Here is a 20,844-nt window from a genome sequence, read left to right as displayed (position 1 = left end):
AATGGGAAGGTTAAGATTTGGGGCATATCTTTTCCTGGCTGCAATGGTATTAATCATATCCGGGTGTGGTCATGATTCCGGTGAGAAAACAGCCTCTGCAGCAGGTCAAAGAACAACGGGCCTAACTGAGGACGAAATCAGCAATGAAGCGTTTAAAAAATTATTTCCGCTGCAATATAACAGCTATAAGAAAAATGAAAAAATGGAGGACACTGCCTACGGGGGCTCTGAAAAACGTAGTAAATATGAAGCAGATAAAGAACCGCTCCTGCCAATTCTATTTAACGGATATGGATTTGCAACGGAGTACAATGAAGAACGCGGCCATACTTATGCCCTAGAAGATATTCGCAGCATTAAACGGATTACCGATAAATCAGTTGGATCTTGTTATACATGTAAATCTACAGCAGTGCCAAAAATGATTGAAGAAATGGGTGAACACTATTGGGGAGCAAATTTTAACAAGGAGATTTGGCCAAAAGGGGAGGCCATGGGTCACTCGCCAATTGGCTGTTCTGATTGCCATGATCCCAAAACAATGGATTTACGTGTAACGCGGCCAAGCTTCTTTAAAGCACTGAAAGCACAGGGTGTTGATGTTTCCAATCCAACGAAGAATGAAATGCGCAGCTACGTATGTGGTCAGTGCCATGTTGAGTATTATTTTTCTGCAAAAAACAGTGAAGTTACTTTCCCATGGACGAAGGGCTTCAAGCCAGAGGACATGTATGAATACTATAATACGATTGCCAAACAGAATGGGTTTGAAAAAGATTGGATTAGCAATATTTCCGGAACACCAATGTTAAAATCGCAGCATCCTGAGTATGAAACCCATATGTCAGGAACACACGGAAAAGCAAATGTATCCTGCGCTGATTGTCATATGCCATATGAGCGTGTAGATGGAAAAAGAAAAATCACCTCACACTGGTGGACATCACCACTTAAAACCATGCAAACCTCATGCGGCCAGTGCCACGGTGACCGTGATTTGGACAAACTAAAAGACCGCGTTCTTGAAATTCAAGAAGCAAACGTAAGTGCCTTACATGAAGCCCAAGAGGTTTCAACCACATCACACTATTATGTAAACAAAATGATTACGTCTGGTGTAAACAAGGATATAATAAAACAAGCTCAGGAATATGTACGCCAGGGGCAATGGTACTGGGATATTGTTGCTGCTGAAAACTCTGCCGGCTTCCACAACCCGCAAGGTTCAATGGATTCGCTAAGGATTTCAATTGAGCAGTCCAACAAAGCAATCCGCTTAGCGACGGAAGAACTAGTGAAAAAAGGCGTCAATATGGATGAGCTTGATAAGGAAATTGAAAAAGTGAAAAAAGCAGTACTGGAAGAAAAAGTGAATGAAAAGAAAAAAGACATGGCTGTAAACAGCTACTTCCCTGCTCAAGCACCATTAGTGCCGGCAGTTCCTGTAAAAAAATAGACCCTTTCCCTATATCTCTAATTCGTCCCGCCAAGAAGGAATAAGGATGGTATTGGAAAGAGCCTGAGAATAATTTGACCACTTAAAACACTGTTTCTTTTTTAGAAGCAGTGTTTTCTTGTGTTATTTTGTCAAAATTGTGGCAAGGTGTCAATGAAGAAAATGATTGCATTGAAAATGAAAAAGGTCTAAAATTACCAAGGATATCGAAATAATTTTATGATAAAGGAGCGTATTTTCATGCCACGTGCCTTATGGCTTTTAATTATCGGGATGGCAGTGAATGTAATCGGCTCTTCTTTTTTATGGCCTTTAAATACCATCTATATTCACGATCATTTAGGAAAATCCTTATCGGTTGCTGGAATTGTTCTGATGTTGAATGCAGGGGCAAATGTCATCGGAAATTTATACGGCGGCCATTTATTTGATAAAATAGGCGGCTATAAATCTATTCTTCTAGGAATCTTTATTTCCCTTGCAGCCCTTGTCGGATTAACCTTTTGGCATGGCTGGCCGGAATATGTTGTTTTTCTAACGATTGTAGGCTTTGGAACAGGAATTATTTTTCCCTCTATGTATGCGATGGCTGGCTCAGTATGGAAAGAAGGCGGAAGAAAGGCATTTAATGCCCTTTATGTCGCGCAAAATCTTGGTGTAGCAGTAGGTGCTGCACTAGGGGGACTAGTGGCAGATTACTCATTTCAGCTCATTTTTCTTGCCAATATGGTTATGTATGTGATCTTCCTGCTTATTGCCGTTTTCGGGTATAAAAGCATTTTAGTAGATTCGGGGAAACAAGAAAATAAAGCAGAAGCGGAAAAAGGAATAAAATCCAAGGCAAATCTTCAGGCATTAATGATTCTTTGCTTAGGTTATTTACTATGCTGGGTAGCATATGTTCAGTGGACTACCACGATCGCTTCCTATACGCAGGAAATCAATATAACCTTAACGCAATACAGTTTTTTATGGACAATTAATGGAGCGATTATTGTTCTAGGTCAACCTCTTTTAAATGGGGTGTTGAAATTTCTTTCTTCATCATTAAAGCTTCAAATACTGATTGGAATTGGAATTTTTATTATCTCATTTATTGTAGCAGGGAATGCCAGCGCCTTTTCAGAATTTCTAGTCGCTATGATAATCTTAACAATTGGGGAAATGTTCATCTGGCCCGCAGTCCCGACAGTTGCCTTCAGTTTGGCACCAAAGGGCAGGGAAGGCTTTTACCAGGGAATCGTCAATAGCACCGCAACCGGAGGCAGAATGATTGGCCCGCTGTTAGGAGGCATGCTTGTAGATTTATATAGCATGTCAGCCTTATTTACCGTTTTAATTGGATTATTCCTCATTGCAATCGTCACGACCCTTTTATACGACCGAAATTTAAGGGTGTCAGGCACCGTCCGTGGACAAATCCAATGATTTGTCCACGTGGGGTGGACAAAAGGTTTTGAGGTTTAAAAGAGAAATTTGTTGTCCATTATGAAATTAGGCAGCGGGGTTACTTGCAAATTGTTGGGAAATTTAATACAATAACCGTAATACTTTTATATTGAAAAAACAGTGATTAGGAGTAGTAATGGTCCCTATCCGCATTTAGAGAGTTGACGGCTGGTGAAAGTCAACCGGGTACATCATGAACTCGCCTATGAGTCGCAAGCATGAATCTAAAGTAATGTTTGCCGTTTACCGCGTTAAGGATAATGAAGCGAGTGTTTTAAACACTAATGTGGGTGGTACCGCGGGAAGATACATATACAATCCTCTCGTCCCTTTTTGGGATGAGAGGTTTTTTTATTTTTTTATCCAGCTACAGCGCCTAGCCCCTCTTTGGTCTAAGCCAATCCGTCGAGAAGGTTAAAAAGCAACCTTCCCGCCGGCTCGTCTTATGCTTGTCGGGGCTGGTTAAGGCGCTTCCGCTTTTACTTTAAGGAGGAACAGACAATGAGTTTCGATCATCAGCAAATCGAAAAGAAGTGGCAAAAGAAATGGGAAGAAGAAAAAACCTTTAAAACAAGCGAAGAATATGATAAGCGGAAATTTTACGCTTTAGATATGTTTCCATATCCATCAGGAGCCGGCCTTCATGTGGGTCATCCAGAAGGCTATACAGCAACCGACATTCTTTCACGAATGAAGCGGATGCAAGGGTACAACGTTCTTCACCCAATGGGCTGGGACGCATTCGGCCTTCCGGCAGAGCAATATGCCCTAGATACTGGAAACGACCCGGCAGAATTTACCGAGCAAAATATCAATACCTTCCGCAGACAAATTAAAGCACTAGGTTTCTCATACGATTGGGATCGTGAAGTAAATACAACGGACCCTGAATATTATAAATGGACACAATGGATTTTCTTAAAGCTTTGGGAAAAGGGACTTGCTTACATCGATGAAGTAGCGGTGAACTGGTGCCCGGCATTAGGTACCGTACTTGCCAATGAAGAAGTCATCGATGGCAAAAGTGAACGCGGCGGACACCCTGTTGAACGTCGTCCAATGAAGCAGTGGATGCTTAAAATTACAGCATACGGCGATCGTTTACTTGAAGACCTTGAAGAACTTGATTGGCCGGAAAGCTTGAAAGAAATGCAGCGCAATTGGATTGGCCGCTCTGAAGGTGCCGAAGTTACTTTCTCCATTGATGGGCACGAGGAAACCTTCACTGTATTTACAACTCGTCCGGATACACTTTTTGGTGCTACCTATGCGGTGCTTGCTCCTGAGCATGCTTTTGTAGATAAAATTACCACCTCTGAGCAGCGCTCAGCAGTTGACGCCTACTTAGATAAGGTAAAGTTAAAAAGCGACCTTGAGCGTACAGACCTTGCGAAAGAGAAAACAGGTGTTTTTACGGGTACTTACGCAATCAATCCAGCAAATGGCGAAAAAATGCCAATCTGGATTGCTGATTATGTATTAGTCAGCTACGGAACAGGTGCCATTATGGCGGTACCAGCACACGATGAGCGCGACTATGAATTTGCTAAAGAATTTGGGCTGCCAATTAAAGCGGTTGTAGCAGGCGGCGATATTGATAAAGAAGCTTATACCGGCGATGGTGAACACATCAACTCTGACTTCTTAAATGGTTTAAATAAAGAAGAAGCGATTTCTAAAATGATTGCCTGGTTAGAAGAAAAAGGTATCGGTACGAAAAAGGTAACGTACCGCCTGCGCGATTGGTTATTTAGCCGTCAGCGCTACTGGGGCGAGCCGATTCCAATTATTCATTGGGAAGATGGCACGATGACAGCCGTACCGGAAGACCAGCTTCCATTGATGTTACCAAAAACGAAAGATATCAAACCATCAGGAACAGGTGAATCACCTCTTGCCAATATTGCTGAATGGGTAAATGTAGTCGATCCGGAAACAGGTAAGAAAGGCCGCCGTGAAACCAATACAATGCCACAATGGGCTGGCAGCTGCTGGTACTATTTACGTTATATTGATCCAAAAAATAGTGAGGCCCTAGCTTCACCAGAAAAACTCAATCATTGGTTACCGGTTGATATTTACATTGGCGGAGCTGAACACGCCGTTCTTCACTTGTTATATGCCCGCTTCTGGCATAAATTCTTGTATGATATCGGTGTGGTTCCTACAAAAGAGCCATTCCAAAAGTTATTCAACCAAGGAATGATCTTAGGCGAAGGCAATGAAAAAATGAGTAAATCAAAAGGAAATGTTGTTAATCCGGATGATATCATCGATAGTCACGGTGCAGATACACTTCGCTTATATGAAATGTTTATGGGACCGCTTGATGCATCGATTGCTTGGTCGACAAACGGCTTGGACGGTTCCCGCCGCTTCCTAGATCGAATCTGGCGATTATTCGTAGAGGAAAATGGGGAGTTAAGTCCAAAAATTCAGCAGGATATAGAAGCATCGAATTTAGAAAAGGTCTACCATCAAACAGTGAAAAAGGTTACTGAAGATTATGAAGGATTAAGATTTAATACCGCCATTTCACAAATGATGGTATTCATCAATGAAGCCTATAAATCAACAGTTCTACCTAAAAATTACGTTGAAGGATTCGTCAAAATGCTTGCACCGGTTAGTCCGCATATTGCTGAAGAGCTATGGGAAAAACTAGGCCGCAGCGGCACGATTTCCTACGAAGCCTGGCCAGCATATGATGAAGCTAAGCTAGTGGATGAGGAAGTTGAAATTGTCATCCAAGTCAACGGTAAGGTAAAAACAAAGCTTATGGTGCCAACTGATGCAAGTAAAGAGGCATTAGAAGGGATTGCCATGGATGATGACCGAGTGAAGGAACAAATCGAAGGAAAAACAATTCGTAAAGTTATTACGGTTCCGGGCAAACTAGTTAATATTGTAGCAAACTAATACTTTTAAGCATCCTCCTTCTTTAGGGGGGATGTTTTTCTGAAAGGATGAGTGGGATGGAAGAAATTCAAACAATTACACCTGAGGAATTACAGAAGAAGCTAGAAGCTGGGGAAAAACTAGAGCTTGTCGATGTAAGAGAAGATGAAGAGGTTGCTTCTGGAATGATTCCAGGTGCAAAGCATATTCGCATGGGAGACATACCTGCCAACCTCGATTATTTTGACAAGGATAAAGAATATATTTTTATCTGCCGCTCAAGCGGCCGCAGCGGGAATGTTTGCCATTATCTGCAAGACCAGGGCTACAAAGTCCGCAATATGGTTGGCGGAATGCTGAGCTGGACAGGTGAAACAAAATAACCGATTCCATTTGGAATCGGTTTTTATTTGCCTTTATGGAGAGACCTCAAGTTTTGGTTTACTCTTTTGCTTCATGAAAACTATAAGTATAGTAGGAATAATATTAACAGCTACAATCACCACTGCCTGAAAATCCGTTCCAATAAAAAGGCCGTGAATCGTAACGAATAAATATAGAATCGGATTAAGGGCATGTAATTTCCGCCATTGCTGATAGCCAATTTTTTTCCTCATTTTTGAGGTGACGATTGTCATGATCAAGAAATATAAGGAGAAAATTCCCAAGGCCATTGGCTGCGGCTTATAGTCAGTATTAAAAGGAATCAATACTTCAACCCAATTAAAAGATATATAAGTATCAATCAACAAGAAACCAACATGGCCTAGGGTAAGAAACAACGCCCAATTCGCAAGCGATTCATGCAAAACCAACGGAACAGCTACATTACGTTTGCGCTTTTTTTGAACTTGAGTGTAAAGTCCAATGAGCACCGATAAGTATAATAATAGGTAGGCCACTGTACCCGTCGCTCTAATCATATACCATTCAAAGATTTCCATTCTGTACGCCTACTTCCCAAATCTCTCCGTCTTTATTAATCAAAACGGCTAAGCACCCTTTTTTTATTAACCATTCTTTTCCTGTTTCTTTACCTAATAATAGGGCTGTTTTGGCCCAAACATCAGCTTCCAGGGCAGTTGGAGCCGTAACTGTTGCCGATACAATCCCACTTTTAGAAGGTTTTCCGGTACGTGAATCTATTAAGTGATGTGCTTGTTTACCATTTAGGTTCCACTTTCTTTTCATGGAAGTAGACGTTGCCAGCGCCCCATCTTTTACCTGGATCGAAGAAATGATTTTTGTATTTTCAAATGGATTCTCAATTCCAATGTTCAATTGCCGTGGCAGGGAACCAAAAATGCGAATATCCCCGCCAACATTGATAAACCCAAATCCCATTTTTTCAAAAAGCTTTGAAGCCTTGTCAATGACCCAGCCCTTGGCAATCCCTCCAAGGTCGATTTTGGTATGAAGAATAACCGACTGCAAATTCTCATTTAAAGTAAAAGGGTTTATAGCAGCAATCGCTGAGGGGGAAGCTATTTCTAGCTTTTGCCCTCTAATGGATTCAATAGATTTAGAATAACCGCTGCTTTCAAGAGCTGTTAAAACACCTGGATTAAAAATTCCATCCGTTTCTTTATAAAAGCTCTCAGCCGTTGTCAATATTGAAAACATGTCTGCCGAAATAGCAGTCTCTTTTCCAATTTGCTGGTTAAGGAGCGAAAGTTCACTATCCTTTTTGAAACGGCTGCAGGTATCCTCTACACCTTCAAACAATTTATGAACCGGTATCAAATCATTCGCAAACAGCTCGCGGCTAATTGAAATCTTTACGATTGTACTCATAGAGTTAAATTGATAGTTATACATTAGGTTCCACCCGTTGTTGTATCAAACCCGCCATGATGTCCAAAACCATGACCGCCTTCATTTGAGAATTGATCTTGCCCGCTGCTATTGCCAAATTGATTGCTGTCAAAATTATCAACAGTCCCTTGATCGTTTTGATTAAATTGACTATCTCCTCCCCACGAACTGCCTTGTTCTGGTTGCTGCCCGAAATCAGAATTGTCCTGAGTCTGCTGATTAGAATTATTGTTAGAGGATTGTCCCTGATTGATGGCAACTTTATTATTAGTGTTAAATCCATTGGATAATCCAAGATAAGAGACCATCCCAGCGACTAATGCCAGGCCGCCAAAGCTGACTCCCCAAGAGATTTTTTGTTTTTTATCCATTGCCAAATCTCCTTTCAAGCTTGAAAATGTCTTTCTAGAAAATAATTTACAAGCTCAAACTTAAAATAAACTTAACTTTTTTAAGAGATTAATTTTAAAATTCAGAAAAATGGTGATAATGGTAGAAAAAAGAAAGGGAGAGTACCATGATACAGGTCAAATTGTTTGATCGCGAGCATGAAAAGGATTTAGAAAAGGAAATGAATCATTTTTTACGAGGGTTGGATGAAAAGAGTCTATTAGATATTAAATATAATGTGGCAGCGATGACAGAAGAAGAAGAGGAAGAACAAATTTATTGTTTTTCAGCGATGATTATATATAAGGCCTGATTATTAACATCAGGCCTTTTTTAATTGAAAGAATAAATTTCGACTTCGAGAATTGTCCAGCTCCAGCGCCTAACCCCTCGAGGTTGCTATTCGGGGCTGGTCAAGGCGCTTATCTTGTATCCAATGCAGCATTGGTTCCAGCCAATCTTCCCGTTACAAGAGCAGAGGTGATATTATATCCGCCAGTGTAACCATGAATATCTAGTATTTCACCGCAAAAATAAAGGCCACTTGTGAATTTTGACCCCATTGTCTGCGGTTCGATTTCTTTTACGGAAACCCCGCCGCCCGTTACAAAAGCTTTTTCCAAAGGAAGGGTTCCATTAACTTTAATCATAAATTGTTTGCAGCTTTTTGCAAAACTGCGGAATTTTTCATTGGAAATCGTGCCGCCTTGTTCCGTGGCATCAATTCCATTTTGCTCTAATAGAAAAAGTAGATATCGTTCTGGAAGCAGTCCTTTCAAAGTGTTCTTGATACTTTTCTTAGGTTCCGTTTTTACAAGCTTCACAATTTCTTGAAATAGTTCCTCTTCTTTTTTATCAGGAAGAGCATCAAGGCTCATCGTTACATCTTTCAGATTCCACTTTTTCAATGCTTTCACAACGAACTGACTGCAGCGGAGTACCGCTGGACCGCTGATTCCAAAATGGGTAAAAATCATATCCATCCGGTGAGAAATAAGCGGCCTCCCTTTTGGATTTAACACACTTAGGTCAATATCTCTTAAAGAAAGACCTTGCAGCGATTTATCTCGAATAAATGGTTCACTTGACGTGACCGGAACCTCCGTTGGAAACAGTTCTGTAACCGTATGACCTGCTTTTTCCGCCCAGGCATAGCCATCTCCAGTTGATCCTGTATGAGGAACAGACTTGCCTCCAACGGCAATGACAATGGATTTTGCCCCAATTTTTTGTCCGTCCCTTAACATTACTCCTGAAACATGACCATTTTCATACAAAACATCTGCTACAGGGCTATTTTTAAATACCTTCACCCGAAGCTTTTCCAATTGAGTTAATAAAGCATCAACGACAGACTGTGCTTTATCAGATATTGGGAACATCCGCCCATGATCTTCTTCCTTTAATGCGATTCCTAATCCCTCAAAGAACTTAATAATATCTTCATTATTGAAAATAGAGAAAGCACTATACAAAAACTTGCCGTTACCAGGCAAGTGCTTAATAATTTCTTCTACGGGCAGGCGATTGGTTACATTACAACGTCCGCCGCCGGAAATCGCCAGCTTTCTTCCAAGCTTGTCCCCTTTATCAATTAACAGCACCTTAGCCCCTTTTTCACCCGCAGCAATGGCTGCCATTAAACCAGAAGGGCCGCCGCCAATGACAATGACATCAAATTCCATATTTGCACCAACTTTAAATAGATTCACCTCATTATAAACATTTCATGGTGAAAATAAACGATTTTTCACAAATTTAACTTGGTTGTTAGTAGCATCAGAGGGAAAAGAGTTGTAAACTACTAATAGTGTGCAAAAAAAGTCGAATTTTTTATGTGAAGGTGCGCACGTATTTCTTCGGGTAGGAAGGGATTCTATGCAATCTAAGCTTTTAAGAGGAACATTTATTTTAACATTTGGAACAATACTATCGAAAATTCTTGGATTAATTTACGTTATTCCATTCTTTCAAATAGTCGGTCGGTCAGGGACGACCCTTTATCAATTTTCCTATGTTCCATACACCATTTTTATAAGTGTCGCAACCGCAGGCGTCCCGCTTGCTGTCTCAAAGTTTATTTCAAAATACAATGCCCTTGAGGAATATGCGGTCGGCCGGAAATTATTCAAATCAGGGCTTATGATTATGTTATTAACCGGTTTTTTTGCATTCCTAGTCATGTATTTTGCCTCACCGACATTAGCGGAAATGAGCATTAGCGGCGATAAAAAGGCGAATTTATCAGAGGTTACAACCGTCATGCGTGCAGTGAGTTTTGCCTTAATCGTTGTCCCGTTTATGAGTTTAATCCGCGGCTATTTTCAAGGTCATCAATCGATGGGGCCATCTGCTCTTTCACAAGTAGTAGAGCAAATTGTCCGAATTACATTTACTCTGCTGGGCGCATATGTTGTATTGCATATTTTTAATGGAAAAATGGTTACGGCTGTTAGTGTTGCTACGTTTGCTGCGTTTATTGGGGCAATCGGAGGACTGCTGGTTTTATTTTGGTATTGGTATAAAAGAAAGCCGTATTTAGACGAGTTACTTCAACATGATAAAGGAACAATGGATATCTCTCTTAAAGAAATTTATAAAGAAATCTTTATCTCGGCCTTTCCATTTGTATTAGTGGGGATTGCCAATCCATTATTTCAAGCCATTGATCAATTTACCTTTAGTAAGGCAATGGCCGAAATAGGGAAGGCGCCAAAATTAGCGGAATCCTTTTTCTCTATTTTGAATTTTGAATCACATAAAATCGTCATCATACCTGTCTCACTTGCGACTGCCTTTTCGTTAACACTTGTACCAAGTATAACAAAGGCTTTCATTGAAGGAGATAGAAATAGCCTAAACCGGCAGCTTAACCAAACCTTTCAGGTTCTATTATTTTTAACTTTACCGGCGGCTATTGGGTTATCGTTATTAGCAGAGCCGGTGTACACGGCATTTTATCAGCATGATTTGCTTGGGGCAGGAGTATTAAGGGTTTATGCTCCAGTGGCTATTCTCTTTTCCCTTTATTCTGTTACAGCCGCAATTCTACAGGGAATTAATGAGCAGCGCTATACTATTTTAAGCCTGCTGGTTGGCTTATTAATAAAATTAACCTTAAATATTCCTTTGATAAAAATGATGGAAACAAAAGGAGCCGTCTTAGCCACAACCTTAGGTTATACCGCAGCGATTATCATTAATTTAATCGTTATAAAATTGTTCGCTCGCTATCCATTCCGCCTTGTATGGAGGAGAAGCTTGTTAATTATTTTCTTTGCGGGAATGATGTGGGTAGGGACAGAAATCGTGTATAAATTATTATTACTATTCCTTTCACCAGCCTCGAAAGTACAATCTGTTTTGATTATCCTAATCAGTGCTGGTGTTGGAGCCGGAATCTATTTTTACCTGGGGCTAAAATCAGGTCTTGCGAGACGCCTATTCGGTGATAGGATAGATCGATTAATGACAAAATTAAAATTACCAGGAAGGAGGGGAACCCTTGAGAATTGACAAAATGCTGGCTAATCTCGGCTACGGGAGTCGGAAAGAAGTCAAACAACTGTTAAAAAGCGGTGCCGTTAAGGTGGACAATGCGATTGTGAAGGATGCTAAACAGCATGTTGACCCAAACACACAAACAATCACCTTAAACGGTGAAGTCATTGAATATAAAGAGTATATTTATTTAATGATGAACAAGCCTCCAGGGGTTTTATCGGCAACGGAGGATAATCAAGGTGAAACAGTCATCGATTTATTGGAGCTTGAAGATCAAGTCTATGAGCCATTTCCGGTAGGCAGGCTGGATAAGGATACAGAGGGTTTACTGTTAATTACAAATGACGGCCAATTGGCGCATCGATTGCTTTCCCCTAAAAAGCATGTTCCCAAAACCTATTTTGCTATTATTGACAGGGAAGTAACGGAGGAAGATGTGGAGGCATTTGCCAAAGGAGTCACATTGGATGACGGTTATGAAACAAAACCAGGCGAATTGAAAATCTTAAAATCGGGAATTCGTTCAGATATTGAGTTGACCATCACCGAAGGAAAATTCCATCAGGTAAAAAGAATGTTCCAAGCGGTCGGAAAAAGAGTCGTCTACTTGCAAAGGATTTCAATGGGTCCGCTTGCGTTGGATGAAACACTTGAGCTTGGCGAATACAGGGAATTAACGGATGAAGAAGTGGAATTATTAAAAGACTATCAAGTAAAGTGAAAAAGCAGCCAATTGGCTGCTTTTTGTTATTTCTTTTCTGCAAAAAAATCATATGTCTGAATATTTTTAATCCACAATTTTTCATTTTGACCATTGGAATCGGAAATCCATAAATCCTGCTTATGAAAGTCGGCGATATCCCTTTTTCGCAGCCAGGTTAATTTGTTGGCTTCGGGAATGAATTGAGGTTGATAATCACCGAAATCTTTAGGCGGGTGTGTAATTTGGGATTGAGTTTGTTCTTTTATTTTGATCATAAATAGAGAAGGATCTGGTCTTTTCTTTGCCTCATTGGACCAATCCGTTTCCTTAACCCTTGAAACATAAAGTGAATTGTCATCCTTCCATGTAAAGCCCATCTCTGCAAAATGAGCTGGTGTAAGAGTTGTTGATTTAAAGACAGGCATTTCGGTAATTTTCATATCTTTATTCTTAAAGCCTAAGACAATTCTTCCGCCGCCGGCAATATATCCTAATAGATTTTGGGAGTATGCCCATTTGGGAGAATTACCCTCATTTATGGTTTCATCTAATACCGCAAAATTTTGCCCGTCAGCCCCAATAACACAAACCATATTGCTGTCCATCGCCCATGAGGCAGTTGGGGGACTAACAATAAAAGAAACCCAGTAACCATCAGAGGAAAAATGAAAATCCCAGGGATGAGACGCTACCATGTTGACATTTCCTTTTTTTAGTTCATTGGGAATGGTAAATAACTGCTTCACGTTTTTAGTAAAGCTTGTCATTTTAGCTAAATCCTTTTCGAGTCCGATTTTAAAGAGAATCGGATTTGTCCATCCATCCGGCCTTAAGGAAGCACTTGAGGCTGTAATGAAGGATCTTCCATCCGGATACCAATTATAATCCCCAACACCTAAAGCAATGTTATAAAAATGTTCAAGGTTCGAGACGTTTAAAACCCATCCGTTTTTGAAGGCAACAATATTTTCAACTGGAGACCATTTTGGATTAGTCCCGTCATTTGTGATTCTAATATGCTTTTTCGTGTCGACATTATAAATCCATATTTCAGAATGCGAATCCGCGTTAGAGTTTGGCTTTTTCCGAGGCTCAATTTGATACAAAATCCATTTCCCATCATGGGACCATTGCGGCTGATAGGAATGCTCGGAGGGCTCTTTTGTGATTCTTGTTTCCTTCCCATTCATTTTAAGCCATACAAATCCATCTCTATAGAAGGCAACTTTGACTTTGTTTTCAATTGGTGCAGCATGTGCCATATTAGGAACAAGTAAAATTAACACAATTAAAATCCAAAAATACTTTTTCATTCTTTCACCTCATCTTCAATTATTTTCCACAGGAATCGAAGAATTATGAGGGGAATTAGTATCTTTTACCATGCAATATTAGTTTTCCATAAAAAAAGGAACTATGGGTAAATTAATAATATTTACTTGCGATAATTACCTTTTTATCTTAGGGGGACAGCGTTCATGAAACTGACACATGAGCAGGCAATTGAATTACACGGCTTTAATAACCTTACTAAATCTCTAAGTTTTAATATGTATGATATTTGCTTTACGAGGACCCGGGAAGAGCGTGAGGCTTATCTAAAGTACATTGATGAGCAATATAGTGCGGATAGATTGCAAAATATATTGAAACATGTTTCTGATATTATTGGGGCACATGTTTTAAATGTTGCAAGCCAGGATTTTGAGCCGGCTGGTGCAAGCGTCACCTTGCTTGTATCTGAAGGACCTGTTGCAGCAAACGCCCCAGAAGAAGCATTCGAGGAATCTCCTGGCCCTTTGCCGGAATCTGTGGTGATGCAATTAGATAAGAGTCATATTACGGTTCATACATATCCTGAATTTCATCCTGATGAAGGAATAAGTACATTTAGGGCCGATATTGATGTTTCAACCTGCGGTGAAATATCCCCGCTTAAGGCACTACATTATCTTATTCGCTCGTTTGAAACTGACGTTATGACGATCGATTACCGAGTACGCGGCTTTACAAGAGACAAAACGGGACACAAGCTATTTATCGATCATGAAATCAGCTCAATCCAAAATTACATACCTGATGATGTAGGCGAATTGTTCGATATGATTGATGTTAATGTCTATCAGGAAAATATTTTTCATACGAAATGCAAACTGCGTGAATTTGATTTAAATAATTATTTATTTGGATATACAAAGGATAAATTAACTCCTGATGAACACATTGAAATTACAGAAAGATTAAAGCTGGAAATGGACGAAATCTTTTACGGAAAAAATATTGCCCAATAGAGCTCAATGCCAGAGCTCTTTTTTAAATAATGCTTGACGTGAAACCAAATGGTGTTATATTATCTTAATTGTGAAACCAAATGGTTTCGTATTTGGCTTGTTTAAGAAATTTGAGGAGGATTTACAAGTGGGAAATGATACACAACAAACATTAGAGGATATTAAGTATACGTTGATTTATAATGCTCCCATTAATAAAGTTTGGGATGCCGTAGCTACCTCAGAAGGACTTGCAGCATGGTTCATGCCCAATGATATGAAACCGATAGAAGGTCATGAATTTCATTTAAATGCTGGTCAGTTCGGAATGTCACCTTGTAAAGTCACAGAAGTCGATCCACCTAACCGTCTTTCTTTCAATTGGGGTAAAGATTGGACTTTAACTTTTGAATTAAAGGAACTTGAAGGAAAAACAGAGTTTACCTTAATCCATGGCGGCTGGGATATTAATAAAGCAACCGAATTTGGTGCACCGCATGCTCCAATTCGTGAAAACATGAACCAAGGCTGGGCAGGACTTGTTAAAAAATTGCAAGGATATGTTGAGGCGTAAATGGTTGCTTCTTCAGCAAAGCATGATGTCTTTCAAGCCATTGCTGATCCGACCCGCCGGAGCTTATTAAAACTTTTAAGCAATCAAGAATTGCCTGTTACAGCTATCAGTGAACATTATCCGATTAGCCGGACAGCTGTTTCTAAGCACCTTAGGGTTTTAGCAGATGCGGGACTGGTTAAAGAACGGAAAGTCGGCAGGGAAACAAGGTACAAGCTAGAACCTGAGCCACTATTTGAACTAAAAGATTGGCTCCAATATTTTGAACTATTTTGGGAAAATAAGCTTACAGCACTTAGATTATTTGTTGAAGCGGATTCCGATATCGAGAATCAAAAGAAAAAGTAAATCAATTAAATTTTTAGGAGGCAAAAAAAATGGACAAGCAAGGACAAGAAATGTTTTTAAATTTTATTTTACAAAGAGTGCAAGAGGGCAAAGAGGATGAAGCAAAAGCAGTACTTACAGAAAACTTCAGGAAACAAAACGAAGGCACTTTTTCACAAGATGATATTCAACAGTTTATCCCGAAGATGATTAGCCTATTGAAACCAGAAAAATTAGAGGAAGTACAAGCAGTGGTAAAGCAATTTTCTGGGGATTTCGGCAATAAGTAAGGCAGCCAATTTTAGAAAGCAGTGCGATTTATGTTGTGAAACCGCACTGCTTTTTTACTTGTTTTGATATTTTTAATGTACGGCATCGACCTTAGAATTTGAATGCTGGACATGACTTGTTACCCAAGTAACCCCGGCAGCAATTACTAAATAAAAGATTAATATCATAATTTGGTGCCCGAGCTGTGCCCAATCTCCTAATGTAATGACATCCTGGAATCCCCGTAAAGAGTGTGCCATAGGCAGAACACTTCCTATCTTACTAAGAACAGGGTTCCCCAATTCACCAGGGAAAGTACCGCCGCAGGTGGCCAACTGAAGCACTAAAAATGTGACAGCAAGGAACTTTCCTGCTACTCCGAATAACGTCACCAGCATTAATATAAAGGTCATAAATGTAAATGAAACAATAATACTTGATAATAAAAACATCGGGATGCTCGCCACATGTACTTTAAATCCAAACAAAATAACCAAATCAACAATGATGGCTTGAACTAGCCCAATAGAGTACTTAAGGGCAAGTTTATTGATAAAGTGCACAGTTCCATTAACCTTTAGGTCCTGCCTGCGTCCTAATGGCAGAATATTGGCGGCCATGATTCCCCCGACATAAAAGGCAAGCGAAAGAAAATAAGGAGTAATCCCTATACCATAGTTTGGAACATTGGATAATTTTGATTCTACTAATTTAACAGGCTCAGAGAACATCGATGTTAATTGGTCATTACTGTGCACATTGGATGTTTTTTGCGCTGCATCATTTAATTTGGTCGATAATTCATTCGAACCAGCTGTTAATTGGCCGAGGCCGTTAAGCAATTGATTGGAACCATCACCTAACCGAGAACCGCCTTTTGCTAGATCAGAAATCCCATGATTTAAGGTTGAGAAGCCTTTCTCCCATTGAGCAAATCCGCTTGTAAATTGAACTGTTCCATCGGAAATTTGTTTGGCACCATCAGCAGCTTCCTGCATTTTTGGAGCAAATTGCTTCATACCAGCATTAAGCTTGGATGCTCCCAGGGCAATTTCTTCTGCACCTGCCGCAAGCTGAGTTTGCCCAGTGTTAAGTGAGTCTGATTCTTGGGCTAAACTGTTGGCACTTCCGATGATTTGCTGTAAATCTGGGTCATCTTTTGCTTCAGGATGATTTTGCATGTACTCTTCAAGCATTGTTTTAAGACTAAAGGCTGTGCTTTTCGCATGTGTCAGTCCTTGAGCCTGCTTCTTACTTCCATCAGACCAGGTATTTGTACCATCAAGTAAATGAGCCGCACCTGCTTCTAAGGAGGCATGTCCATCTGTCAGCTTCGTTAATCCGATGGACAATTGTTGGGTACTGTCCTGAATTCTTTCTAACCCTTGCGCTAATTTCTGCTGGCCGCTGGATAGTTTACTGCTTCCTTCCTTGAGTTGCTCAGAGCCATCGTGTAAACGCTCAATTCCATCCGATAATTTAACCATTCCATTTTTGGCATCACTGGTACCTTGATATAATTCAGTTGCCCCTTCACCCGCAGCACGTAATCCTTGTGCTACCTCTTGGAATTTAGCAAACACGCCATCTGCATAGGATTTTGTGATACTGGCCGCAATTTTTGTTTTCATTTTTTCAGTTGCGGTCGTGCTAATTTGTGAGGCAACAAAGTTTTTACCAGGATTCGTTTTATACATCAGTTTGGCAGGCTTAGGATGTTCATCCATTAAGGTACTTACATTTTGTGAAAAATCCTTCGGAATCGTCAGGACCATGTAGTAATCCCCGTCTTTAAGTCCTTGATTTGCCTTCTTATCTGATACAAACTGGAAGTTCAAATCCTTGTTTTCTTTTAGGTTTTTAACAAATTCTTCTCCCGCGTCAATGGGGCGGCTATCCATCATGCCCCCTTTATCTAAATTCACTACAGCTACTGGAAGCTGGTCTAATCGGCCATATGGATTCCAATATCCAGCGATAAAAAAGCCGGAATAAATTAATGGCACAATGAGAAGAAAAATTAACGCGATTCTGCCATGCTTATGATGCCACATCGCTTTTAAGTCTCTGAATACTAAATTTATCCCCTTCATATTTCCCCCTATTATCGTAAATTTTTTTAGCATAAACAATATGATATATACTTTTTTATATAATGTATAATATATAATTATCTATAAAATAATAGCCTTTAATCTATGATGGAAGGTGGACTAAGCATGGAGCTTTTGCAGCTAAAGTATTTCCAAACTGTTGCCAGGCTTGAGCATATGACTCGGGCAGCAGAAGAACTTAAGATTGCCCAGCCATCTTTAAGTAAAACGATATCCCGTTTAGAAGAAGACCTGGGTGTGCCGTTATTCGATCGGGCTAATAGACAAATCAGTTTAAATGCTTTTGGTAAACTGTTTTTAGAACGAGTGAACCGGGCATTTCTGGAGTTGAATGAGGGAAAAAGAGAAATTGTGGAATTAGCAGAGAGGAGCCAAAATCAAATAAAATTGGCCGTCAGCATTCCAAGAGTTTTGCCAGATTTATTGAGTTCGTTTTTAAAGCAATCGCCTGATGTTAAATTTCAGCAGGTATTAGAGTCCACTTCTTCCATGAAACTCCAGCTTGAAAAGGCAGAAATTGACTTTTGTATTTCTTCCGTGCCAATGGAAGGGGATGAGCTTGTTTGGGAACCGCTTATCACTGAAGACATTTATTTAATTGTTCCACCGCGTCATCGGCTGGCCAATCGGGAAAAGATTTATCTTTATGAAGTAAAGGAAGAGCCGTTTATCAGTATGAATACAGGTTATGGATTCCGCAATCTAACTGATGAATTTTGCCGGCAAGCCGGGTTTGTTCCAACTATCGCATTCGAAGGGGATGAACCAGGGGTAATTGGTGATCTTGTTAGACAAGGCCTCGGAATTGCCTTTGTGCCAGGATTGTCGTGGGTGCATAACTTAAATCCTTTTTCACACAAGCTCCAAATCATTGAACCAAATTGTCAAAGAACAATAGGATTAGGTTGGTCAAAAAGGCGATATCATTCTGATGCTGCCAAGCAATTTCGCCAATTTGTTATCAACTACTTTTCAAAAATCTCTCTTTCTTAAAATAGAAAAAAGTCAGCAATTTTGCTGACTTTTTATACTTGCCTAATAGAATTCAGGTTTACTGAGGTCCATCTTTTTTTTACAGCGAAGGAAAGAATAATTAAAACCGCAACCGTTACGAGAGAAACGGTTGATCCAATTACATTGTTAGGGTTTAATAGAAATCCAATAAATATGATGCATAAGGACACAATTGCAAATATGGTTGTATATGGATACCATTTTACACGAAAAGCCGATTGCTTTTTATAAAGGGGTCGGAGTTTTAATTGGGCCGCACAAATACTAATCCAAATTAACATTACCGTAAAACCTGGGATGGTCATAAGGTAGCTGATAACCTGACTAGGAGTTATATAAGCTAAATAAACTCCGCCTAAAATAAAGGCACTTGTAATCATAATTCCAGTTATAGGAATGCCAGACTTCGAGGTTTTTAACAAGCTTTTTGGTGCGACACCGCTTTGTGCCATCGAGAATAACGTTCTCGATGTCGCATATATACCTGAATTGGCCGCTGATAGAACGGCTGTTAATAAGACGAAATTCATAATATGTGCTGCACCTGGGAGACCTGTGCTGCTAAAAACCTGAACAAACGGGCTTTCTGCGCCGGAAACTTTATTCCATGGCATAAGTCCACAAATAATCAGGATCGGTAAAATGTAAAAAATAATGACGCGCCAAACAGCGCCTTTAATAATTTTCGGCAAAACTCGTTCAGCATCTTTAGTCTCAGTAACCGCAACGCCGATTAATTCAGCACCGCCATAAGAAAACATAACCACTAAAAAAGCACTAAACATGCCGCCTGCACCGTGTGGGAAAAATCCTCCATGTGCTGTATAGTTGGCGAAGGAATCGTGTGAGGAACCAGGAATGATTCCTAATAGAAGGAAAAATCCTAGCACAATAAAAGCGATTAACGCCAAAATCTTAATTCCTGCAAACCAAAACTCCAGTTCACCATAATATTTCACTTGGGTTAAATTGATTCCTACAATAACAACTGCACAAAGAAAGCTTAATAGCCATAATGGGGCAGAAGGGAACCAATATTGCAGAAAACTTCCTGCTGCTAATAATTCCACTACCGTAACAAGGATCCAGTTAATCCAGTACAGCCAGCCGACAATAAACGAAACCTGAAAGCCGAATGCTTTATTGACTAAATGCTGCACATTGAAGTTCGGAAAGGCCAACGCCATTTCCCCTAACGCGGCCATGATGATAAAGAGGATGAGCCCGCCAATTAAATAAGTAACGACGACGCTTGGCCCGGCGATATTCAATGTATCAGAGCTTCCTTTAAATATCCCCGTACCAATCATGCCAGCTAGTGCAATAAACTGGACATGCCTCGGCAATAACCCCTTTTTTAAGTTCTGTTGATTATTTTCCATGTTGTTTCAACTCACTTTTCTCTTTTACTTAGACGCTTTTAAGCATTAAAGTATTTTATACTAATATAGCATACTATGAAAAACTTTCAAAACGATTTTTTTTCACTTAAAGAATATTTTTTGCGTGAAGGAAACTTTATTAGATTCGGCGAATATTATAAATACAAATAGGAGGCGAATGAGATGTATATTAACCCTCGATTGCAGCGGAGGATTTATCTATATTCATTTTTATTTAAAAAGCTCGGAATTTTAAGTGAGCAGGAGTTCAATAACATTATCAAATTTGATCAAATGCATGAAAATCGGTAATTTTCAGTAACAAAAAAGCACACGATTATCTCGTGTACTTTTTTTATGCTTATTTTCATGTTTTTTTGTTTTAAGATGACATCTTCACTTTCTTTTCTGTAGTAGTCCATTTTCCGCGGCTTGGGCTTATGACCAAGTCATTATAGGCTAAGACATTTAAATCTCGTTGTATGGTGCGAGGAGTGATACCAAATTCCTCTACAAGTTCCTGCGTTGTTACAGTGCCGTTATTGCGGATAAACATGTAGATACATTTGATGCGGTTTAACATCCGGTTAGTTGAAGGTTTCAAAGAACCACTCCCTATCCTAATTTCAAACCTATGGCTTAATCCCTCTACCGACAGCCTCTTTGACAATATGTAAT

At 39.8% G+C, this 20,844-nt stretch carries 20 protein-coding genes and 1 other annotated feature; of the genes, 12 read left to right on the top strand and 8 right to left on the bottom strand.

Translation table 11 applies throughout. The features are described 5' to 3' along the window. Window position 1 precedes the first annotated feature (1 nt). The 4 genes from LC455_RS27185 (at window position 2) to LC455_RS27170 (ending at window position 6,186) form a co-directional block, all read left to right on the top strand. Entirely contained in the window at window positions 2-1,456 is a 1,455-nt protein-coding gene (locus tag LC455_RS27185) for an ammonia-forming cytochrome c nitrite reductase subunit c552 (RefSeq protein ID WP_223595730.1), read from the top strand. A 240-nt stretch (window positions 1,457-1,696) separates the two neighbouring features. Further along, the gene (locus LC455_RS27180; protein WP_223595729.1) at window positions 1,697-2,884 is read left to right on the top strand and encodes an MDR family MFS transporter; all 1,188 of its coding nucleotides are present in this window, start codon (window positions 1,697-1,699) and stop codon (window positions 2,882-2,884) included. Between the two features lie 132 nt (window positions 2,885-3,016). Next, window positions 3,017-3,239: a binding site (T-box leader), on the top strand. Window positions 3,240-3,406: 167 nt separating this feature from the next. Then, entirely contained in the window at window positions 3,407-5,824 is a 2,418-nt protein-coding gene (gene leuS / locus LC455_RS27175; RefSeq protein WP_223595728.1) for a leucine--tRNA ligase, read from the top strand. A gap of 56 nt (window positions 5,825-5,880) precedes the next feature. Next, window positions 5,881-6,186 (top strand): rhodanese-like domain-containing protein, encoded by a 306-nt coding sequence (locus LC455_RS27170; RefSeq protein ID WP_223595727.1) that lies wholly within the window; start codon window positions 5,881-5,883, stop codon window positions 6,184-6,186. A 33-nt stretch (window positions 6,187-6,219) separates the two neighbouring features. Here the strand turns inward: LC455_RS27170 and LC455_RS27165 are convergent, their stop codons facing one another. Genes LC455_RS27165 through LC455_RS27155 form a run of 3 tightly spaced genes read right to left on the bottom strand, consistent with a single transcriptional unit; the run spans window position 6,220 to window position 7,989 of the window. Further along, window positions 6,220-6,747, bottom strand: coding sequence for a ferric reductase-like transmembrane domain-containing protein (locus LC455_RS27165; protein ID WP_223595726.1), 528 nt, complete (start codon window positions 6,745-6,747; stop codon window positions 6,220-6,222). Further along, window positions 6,734-7,621, bottom strand: coding sequence for an FAD:protein FMN transferase (locus tag LC455_RS27160; protein ID WP_223595725.1), 888 nt, complete (start codon window positions 7,619-7,621; stop codon window positions 6,734-6,736). Before LC455_RS27160 ends, LC455_RS27165 begins: the two co-directional genes overlap by 14 nt. Next, window positions 7,621-7,989 (bottom strand): hypothetical protein, encoded by a 369-nt coding sequence (locus LC455_RS27155; protein WP_223595724.1) that lies wholly within the window; start codon window positions 7,987-7,989, stop codon window positions 7,621-7,623. The genes LC455_RS27160 and LC455_RS27155 overlap by 1 nt, the downstream gene beginning before the upstream one ends. 146 nt (window positions 7,990-8,135) lie before the next feature. Here LC455_RS27155 and LC455_RS27150 point away from each other — a divergent pair, with 146 nt between their 5' ends. Beyond that, the gene (locus tag LC455_RS27150) at window positions 8,136-8,321 is read left to right on the top strand and encodes a sporulation protein Cse60 (protein ID WP_223595723.1); all 186 of its coding nucleotides are present in this window, start codon (window positions 8,136-8,138) and stop codon (window positions 8,319-8,321) included. A 109-nt stretch (window positions 8,322-8,430) separates the two neighbouring features. On the opposite strand, the gene LC455_RS27145 is transcribed toward LC455_RS27150, so the two are convergent. Continuing rightward, window positions 8,431-9,693 (bottom strand): NAD(P)/FAD-dependent oxidoreductase, encoded by a 1,263-nt coding sequence (locus tag LC455_RS27145; protein ID WP_223595722.1) that lies wholly within the window; start codon window positions 9,691-9,693, stop codon window positions 8,431-8,433. 193 nt (window positions 9,694-9,886) lie between these two features. Here LC455_RS27145 and LC455_RS27140 point away from each other — a divergent pair, with 193 nt between their 5' ends. After that, a complete protein-coding gene (locus tag LC455_RS27140; protein ID WP_223595720.1) occupies window positions 9,887-11,524 on the top strand; it encodes a putative polysaccharide biosynthesis protein in 1,638 nt (545 codons plus the stop codon). Continuing rightward, window positions 11,514-12,233 carry a pseudouridine synthase gene (locus LC455_RS27135; RefSeq protein WP_223595718.1) on the top strand — a complete coding sequence of 240 codons (720 nt, stop codon included), beginning with the start codon at window positions 11,514-11,516 and terminating at the stop codon, window positions 12,231-12,233. Before LC455_RS27140 ends, LC455_RS27135 begins: the two co-directional genes overlap by 11 nt. 26 nt (window positions 12,234-12,259) lie before the next feature. Here LC455_RS27135 and LC455_RS27130 read toward each other — a convergent pair whose 3' ends face one another. Next, a complete protein-coding gene (locus LC455_RS27130; protein WP_223595717.1) occupies window positions 12,260-13,528 on the bottom strand; it encodes a TolB family protein in 1,269 nt (422 codons plus the stop codon). A 165-nt stretch (window positions 13,529-13,693) separates the two neighbouring features. Between LC455_RS27130 and speD the strand changes: the two genes are divergently transcribed. From speD to LC455_RS27110, 4 genes are all read left to right on the top strand, one after another. Then, window positions 13,694-14,506, top strand: a complete 813-nt coding sequence (speD, locus tag LC455_RS27125) for an adenosylmethionine decarboxylase (protein WP_223595715.1) — start codon at window positions 13,694-13,696, stop codon at window positions 14,504-14,506. 127 nt (window positions 14,507-14,633) lie between these two features. Next, the gene (locus tag LC455_RS27120) at window positions 14,634-15,059 is read left to right on the top strand and encodes an SRPBCC family protein (protein ID WP_223595713.1); all 426 of its coding nucleotides are present in this window, start codon (window positions 14,634-14,636) and stop codon (window positions 15,057-15,059) included. Beyond that, window positions 15,060-15,407, top strand: coding sequence for an ArsR/SmtB family transcription factor (locus tag LC455_RS27115; protein ID WP_223595711.1), 348 nt, complete (start codon window positions 15,060-15,062; stop codon window positions 15,405-15,407). A 29-nt stretch (window positions 15,408-15,436) separates the two neighbouring features. Beyond that, window positions 15,437-15,676 carry a hypothetical protein gene (locus tag LC455_RS27110; protein ID WP_223595710.1) on the top strand — a complete coding sequence of 80 codons (240 nt, stop codon included), beginning with the start codon at window positions 15,437-15,439 and terminating at the stop codon, window positions 15,674-15,676. Window positions 15,677-15,748: 72 nt separating this feature from the next. Here LC455_RS27110 and LC455_RS27105 read toward each other — a convergent pair whose 3' ends face one another. Further along, the gene (locus LC455_RS27105) at window positions 15,749-17,749 is read right to left on the bottom strand and encodes a YhgE/Pip domain-containing protein (RefSeq protein WP_223595708.1); all 2,001 of its coding nucleotides are present in this window, start codon (window positions 17,747-17,749) and stop codon (window positions 15,749-15,751) included. 126 nt (window positions 17,750-17,875) lie between these two features. On the opposite strand from LC455_RS27105, the gene LC455_RS27100 reads away from it, so the two are divergent. After that, window positions 17,876-18,763 carry a LysR family transcriptional regulator gene (locus LC455_RS27100; RefSeq protein WP_223595705.1) on the top strand — a complete coding sequence of 296 codons (888 nt, stop codon included), beginning with the start codon at window positions 17,876-17,878 and terminating at the stop codon, window positions 18,761-18,763. Between the two features lie 32 nt (window positions 18,764-18,795). Here LC455_RS27100 and LC455_RS27095 read toward each other — a convergent pair whose 3' ends face one another. Beyond that, a complete protein-coding gene (locus LC455_RS27095) occupies window positions 18,796-20,166 on the bottom strand; it encodes an amino acid permease (RefSeq protein ID WP_223595704.1) in 1,371 nt (456 codons plus the stop codon). 382 nt (window positions 20,167-20,548) lie between these two features. Continuing rightward, window positions 20,549-20,770, bottom strand: a complete 222-nt coding sequence (locus LC455_RS27090) for a DeoR family transcriptional regulator (RefSeq protein WP_173058944.1) — start codon at window positions 20,768-20,770, stop codon at window positions 20,549-20,551. Window positions 20,771-20,844: the final 74 nt, after the last annotated feature.

The sequence above is a fragment of the Neobacillus bataviensis genome (genome assembly GCF_019969725.1).
The sequence above is the reverse complement of the archived record's forward strand: the minus strand, read 5'-3'. Positions and strand labels throughout refer to the sequence as shown.

Bases quoted from the DNA above. Each gene is read 5' to 3' on its own strand.
- LC455_RS27145 (WP_223595722.1), bottom strand. From the start codon at position 9,693: ATGGAATTTGATGTCATTGTCATTGGCGGCGGCCCTTCTGGTTTAATG.
- LC455_RS27105 (WP_223595708.1), bottom strand. From the start codon at position 17,749: ATGAAGGGGATAAATTTAGTATTCAGAGACTTAAAAGCGATGTGGCAT.
- LC455_RS27095 (WP_223595704.1), bottom strand. From the start codon at position 20,166: ATGGAAAATAATCAACAGAACTTAAAAAAGGGGTTATTGCCGAGGCAT.
- LC455_RS27165 (WP_223595726.1), bottom strand. From the start codon at position 6,747: ATGGAAATCTTTGAATGGTATATGATTAGAGCGACGGGTACAGTGGCC.
- LC455_RS27140 (WP_223595720.1), top strand. From the start codon at position 9,887: ATGCAATCTAAGCTTTTAAGAGGAACATTTATTTTAACATTTGGAACA.
- LC455_RS27155 (WP_223595724.1), bottom strand. From the start codon at position 7,989: ATGGATAAAAAACAAAAAATCTCTTGGGGAGTCAGCTTTGGCGGCCTG.
- LC455_RS27150 (WP_223595723.1), top strand. From the start codon at position 8,136: ATGATACAGGTCAAATTGTTTGATCGCGAGCATGAAAAGGATTTAGAA.
- LC455_RS27160 (WP_223595725.1), bottom strand. From the start codon at position 7,621: ATGTATAACTATCAATTTAACTCTATGAGTACAATCGTAAAGATTTCA.
- LC455_RS27110 (WP_223595710.1), top strand. From the start codon at position 15,437: ATGGACAAGCAAGGACAAGAAATGTTTTTAAATTTTATTTTACAAAGA.
- leuS (WP_223595728.1), top strand. From the start codon at position 3,407: ATGAGTTTCGATCATCAGCAAATCGAAAAGAAGTGGCAAAAGAAATGG.
- LC455_RS27100 (WP_223595705.1), top strand. From the start codon at position 17,876: ATGGAGCTTTTGCAGCTAAAGTATTTCCAAACTGTTGCCAGGCTTGAG.
- LC455_RS27185 (WP_223595730.1), top strand. From the start codon at position 2: ATGGGAAGGTTAAGATTTGGGGCATATCTTTTCCTGGCTGCAATGGTA.
- speD (WP_223595715.1), top strand. From the start codon at position 13,694: ATGAAACTGACACATGAGCAGGCAATTGAATTACACGGCTTTAATAAC.
- LC455_RS27170 (WP_223595727.1), top strand. From the start codon at position 5,881: ATGGAAGAAATTCAAACAATTACACCTGAGGAATTACAGAAGAAGCTA.
- LC455_RS27180 (WP_223595729.1), top strand. From the start codon at position 1,697: ATGCCACGTGCCTTATGGCTTTTAATTATCGGGATGGCAGTGAATGTA.
- LC455_RS27130 (WP_223595717.1), bottom strand. From the start codon at position 13,528: ATGAAAAAGTATTTTTGGATTTTAATTGTGTTAATTTTACTTGTTCCT.
- LC455_RS27115 (WP_223595711.1), top strand. From the start codon at position 15,060: ATGGTTGCTTCTTCAGCAAAGCATGATGTCTTTCAAGCCATTGCTGAT.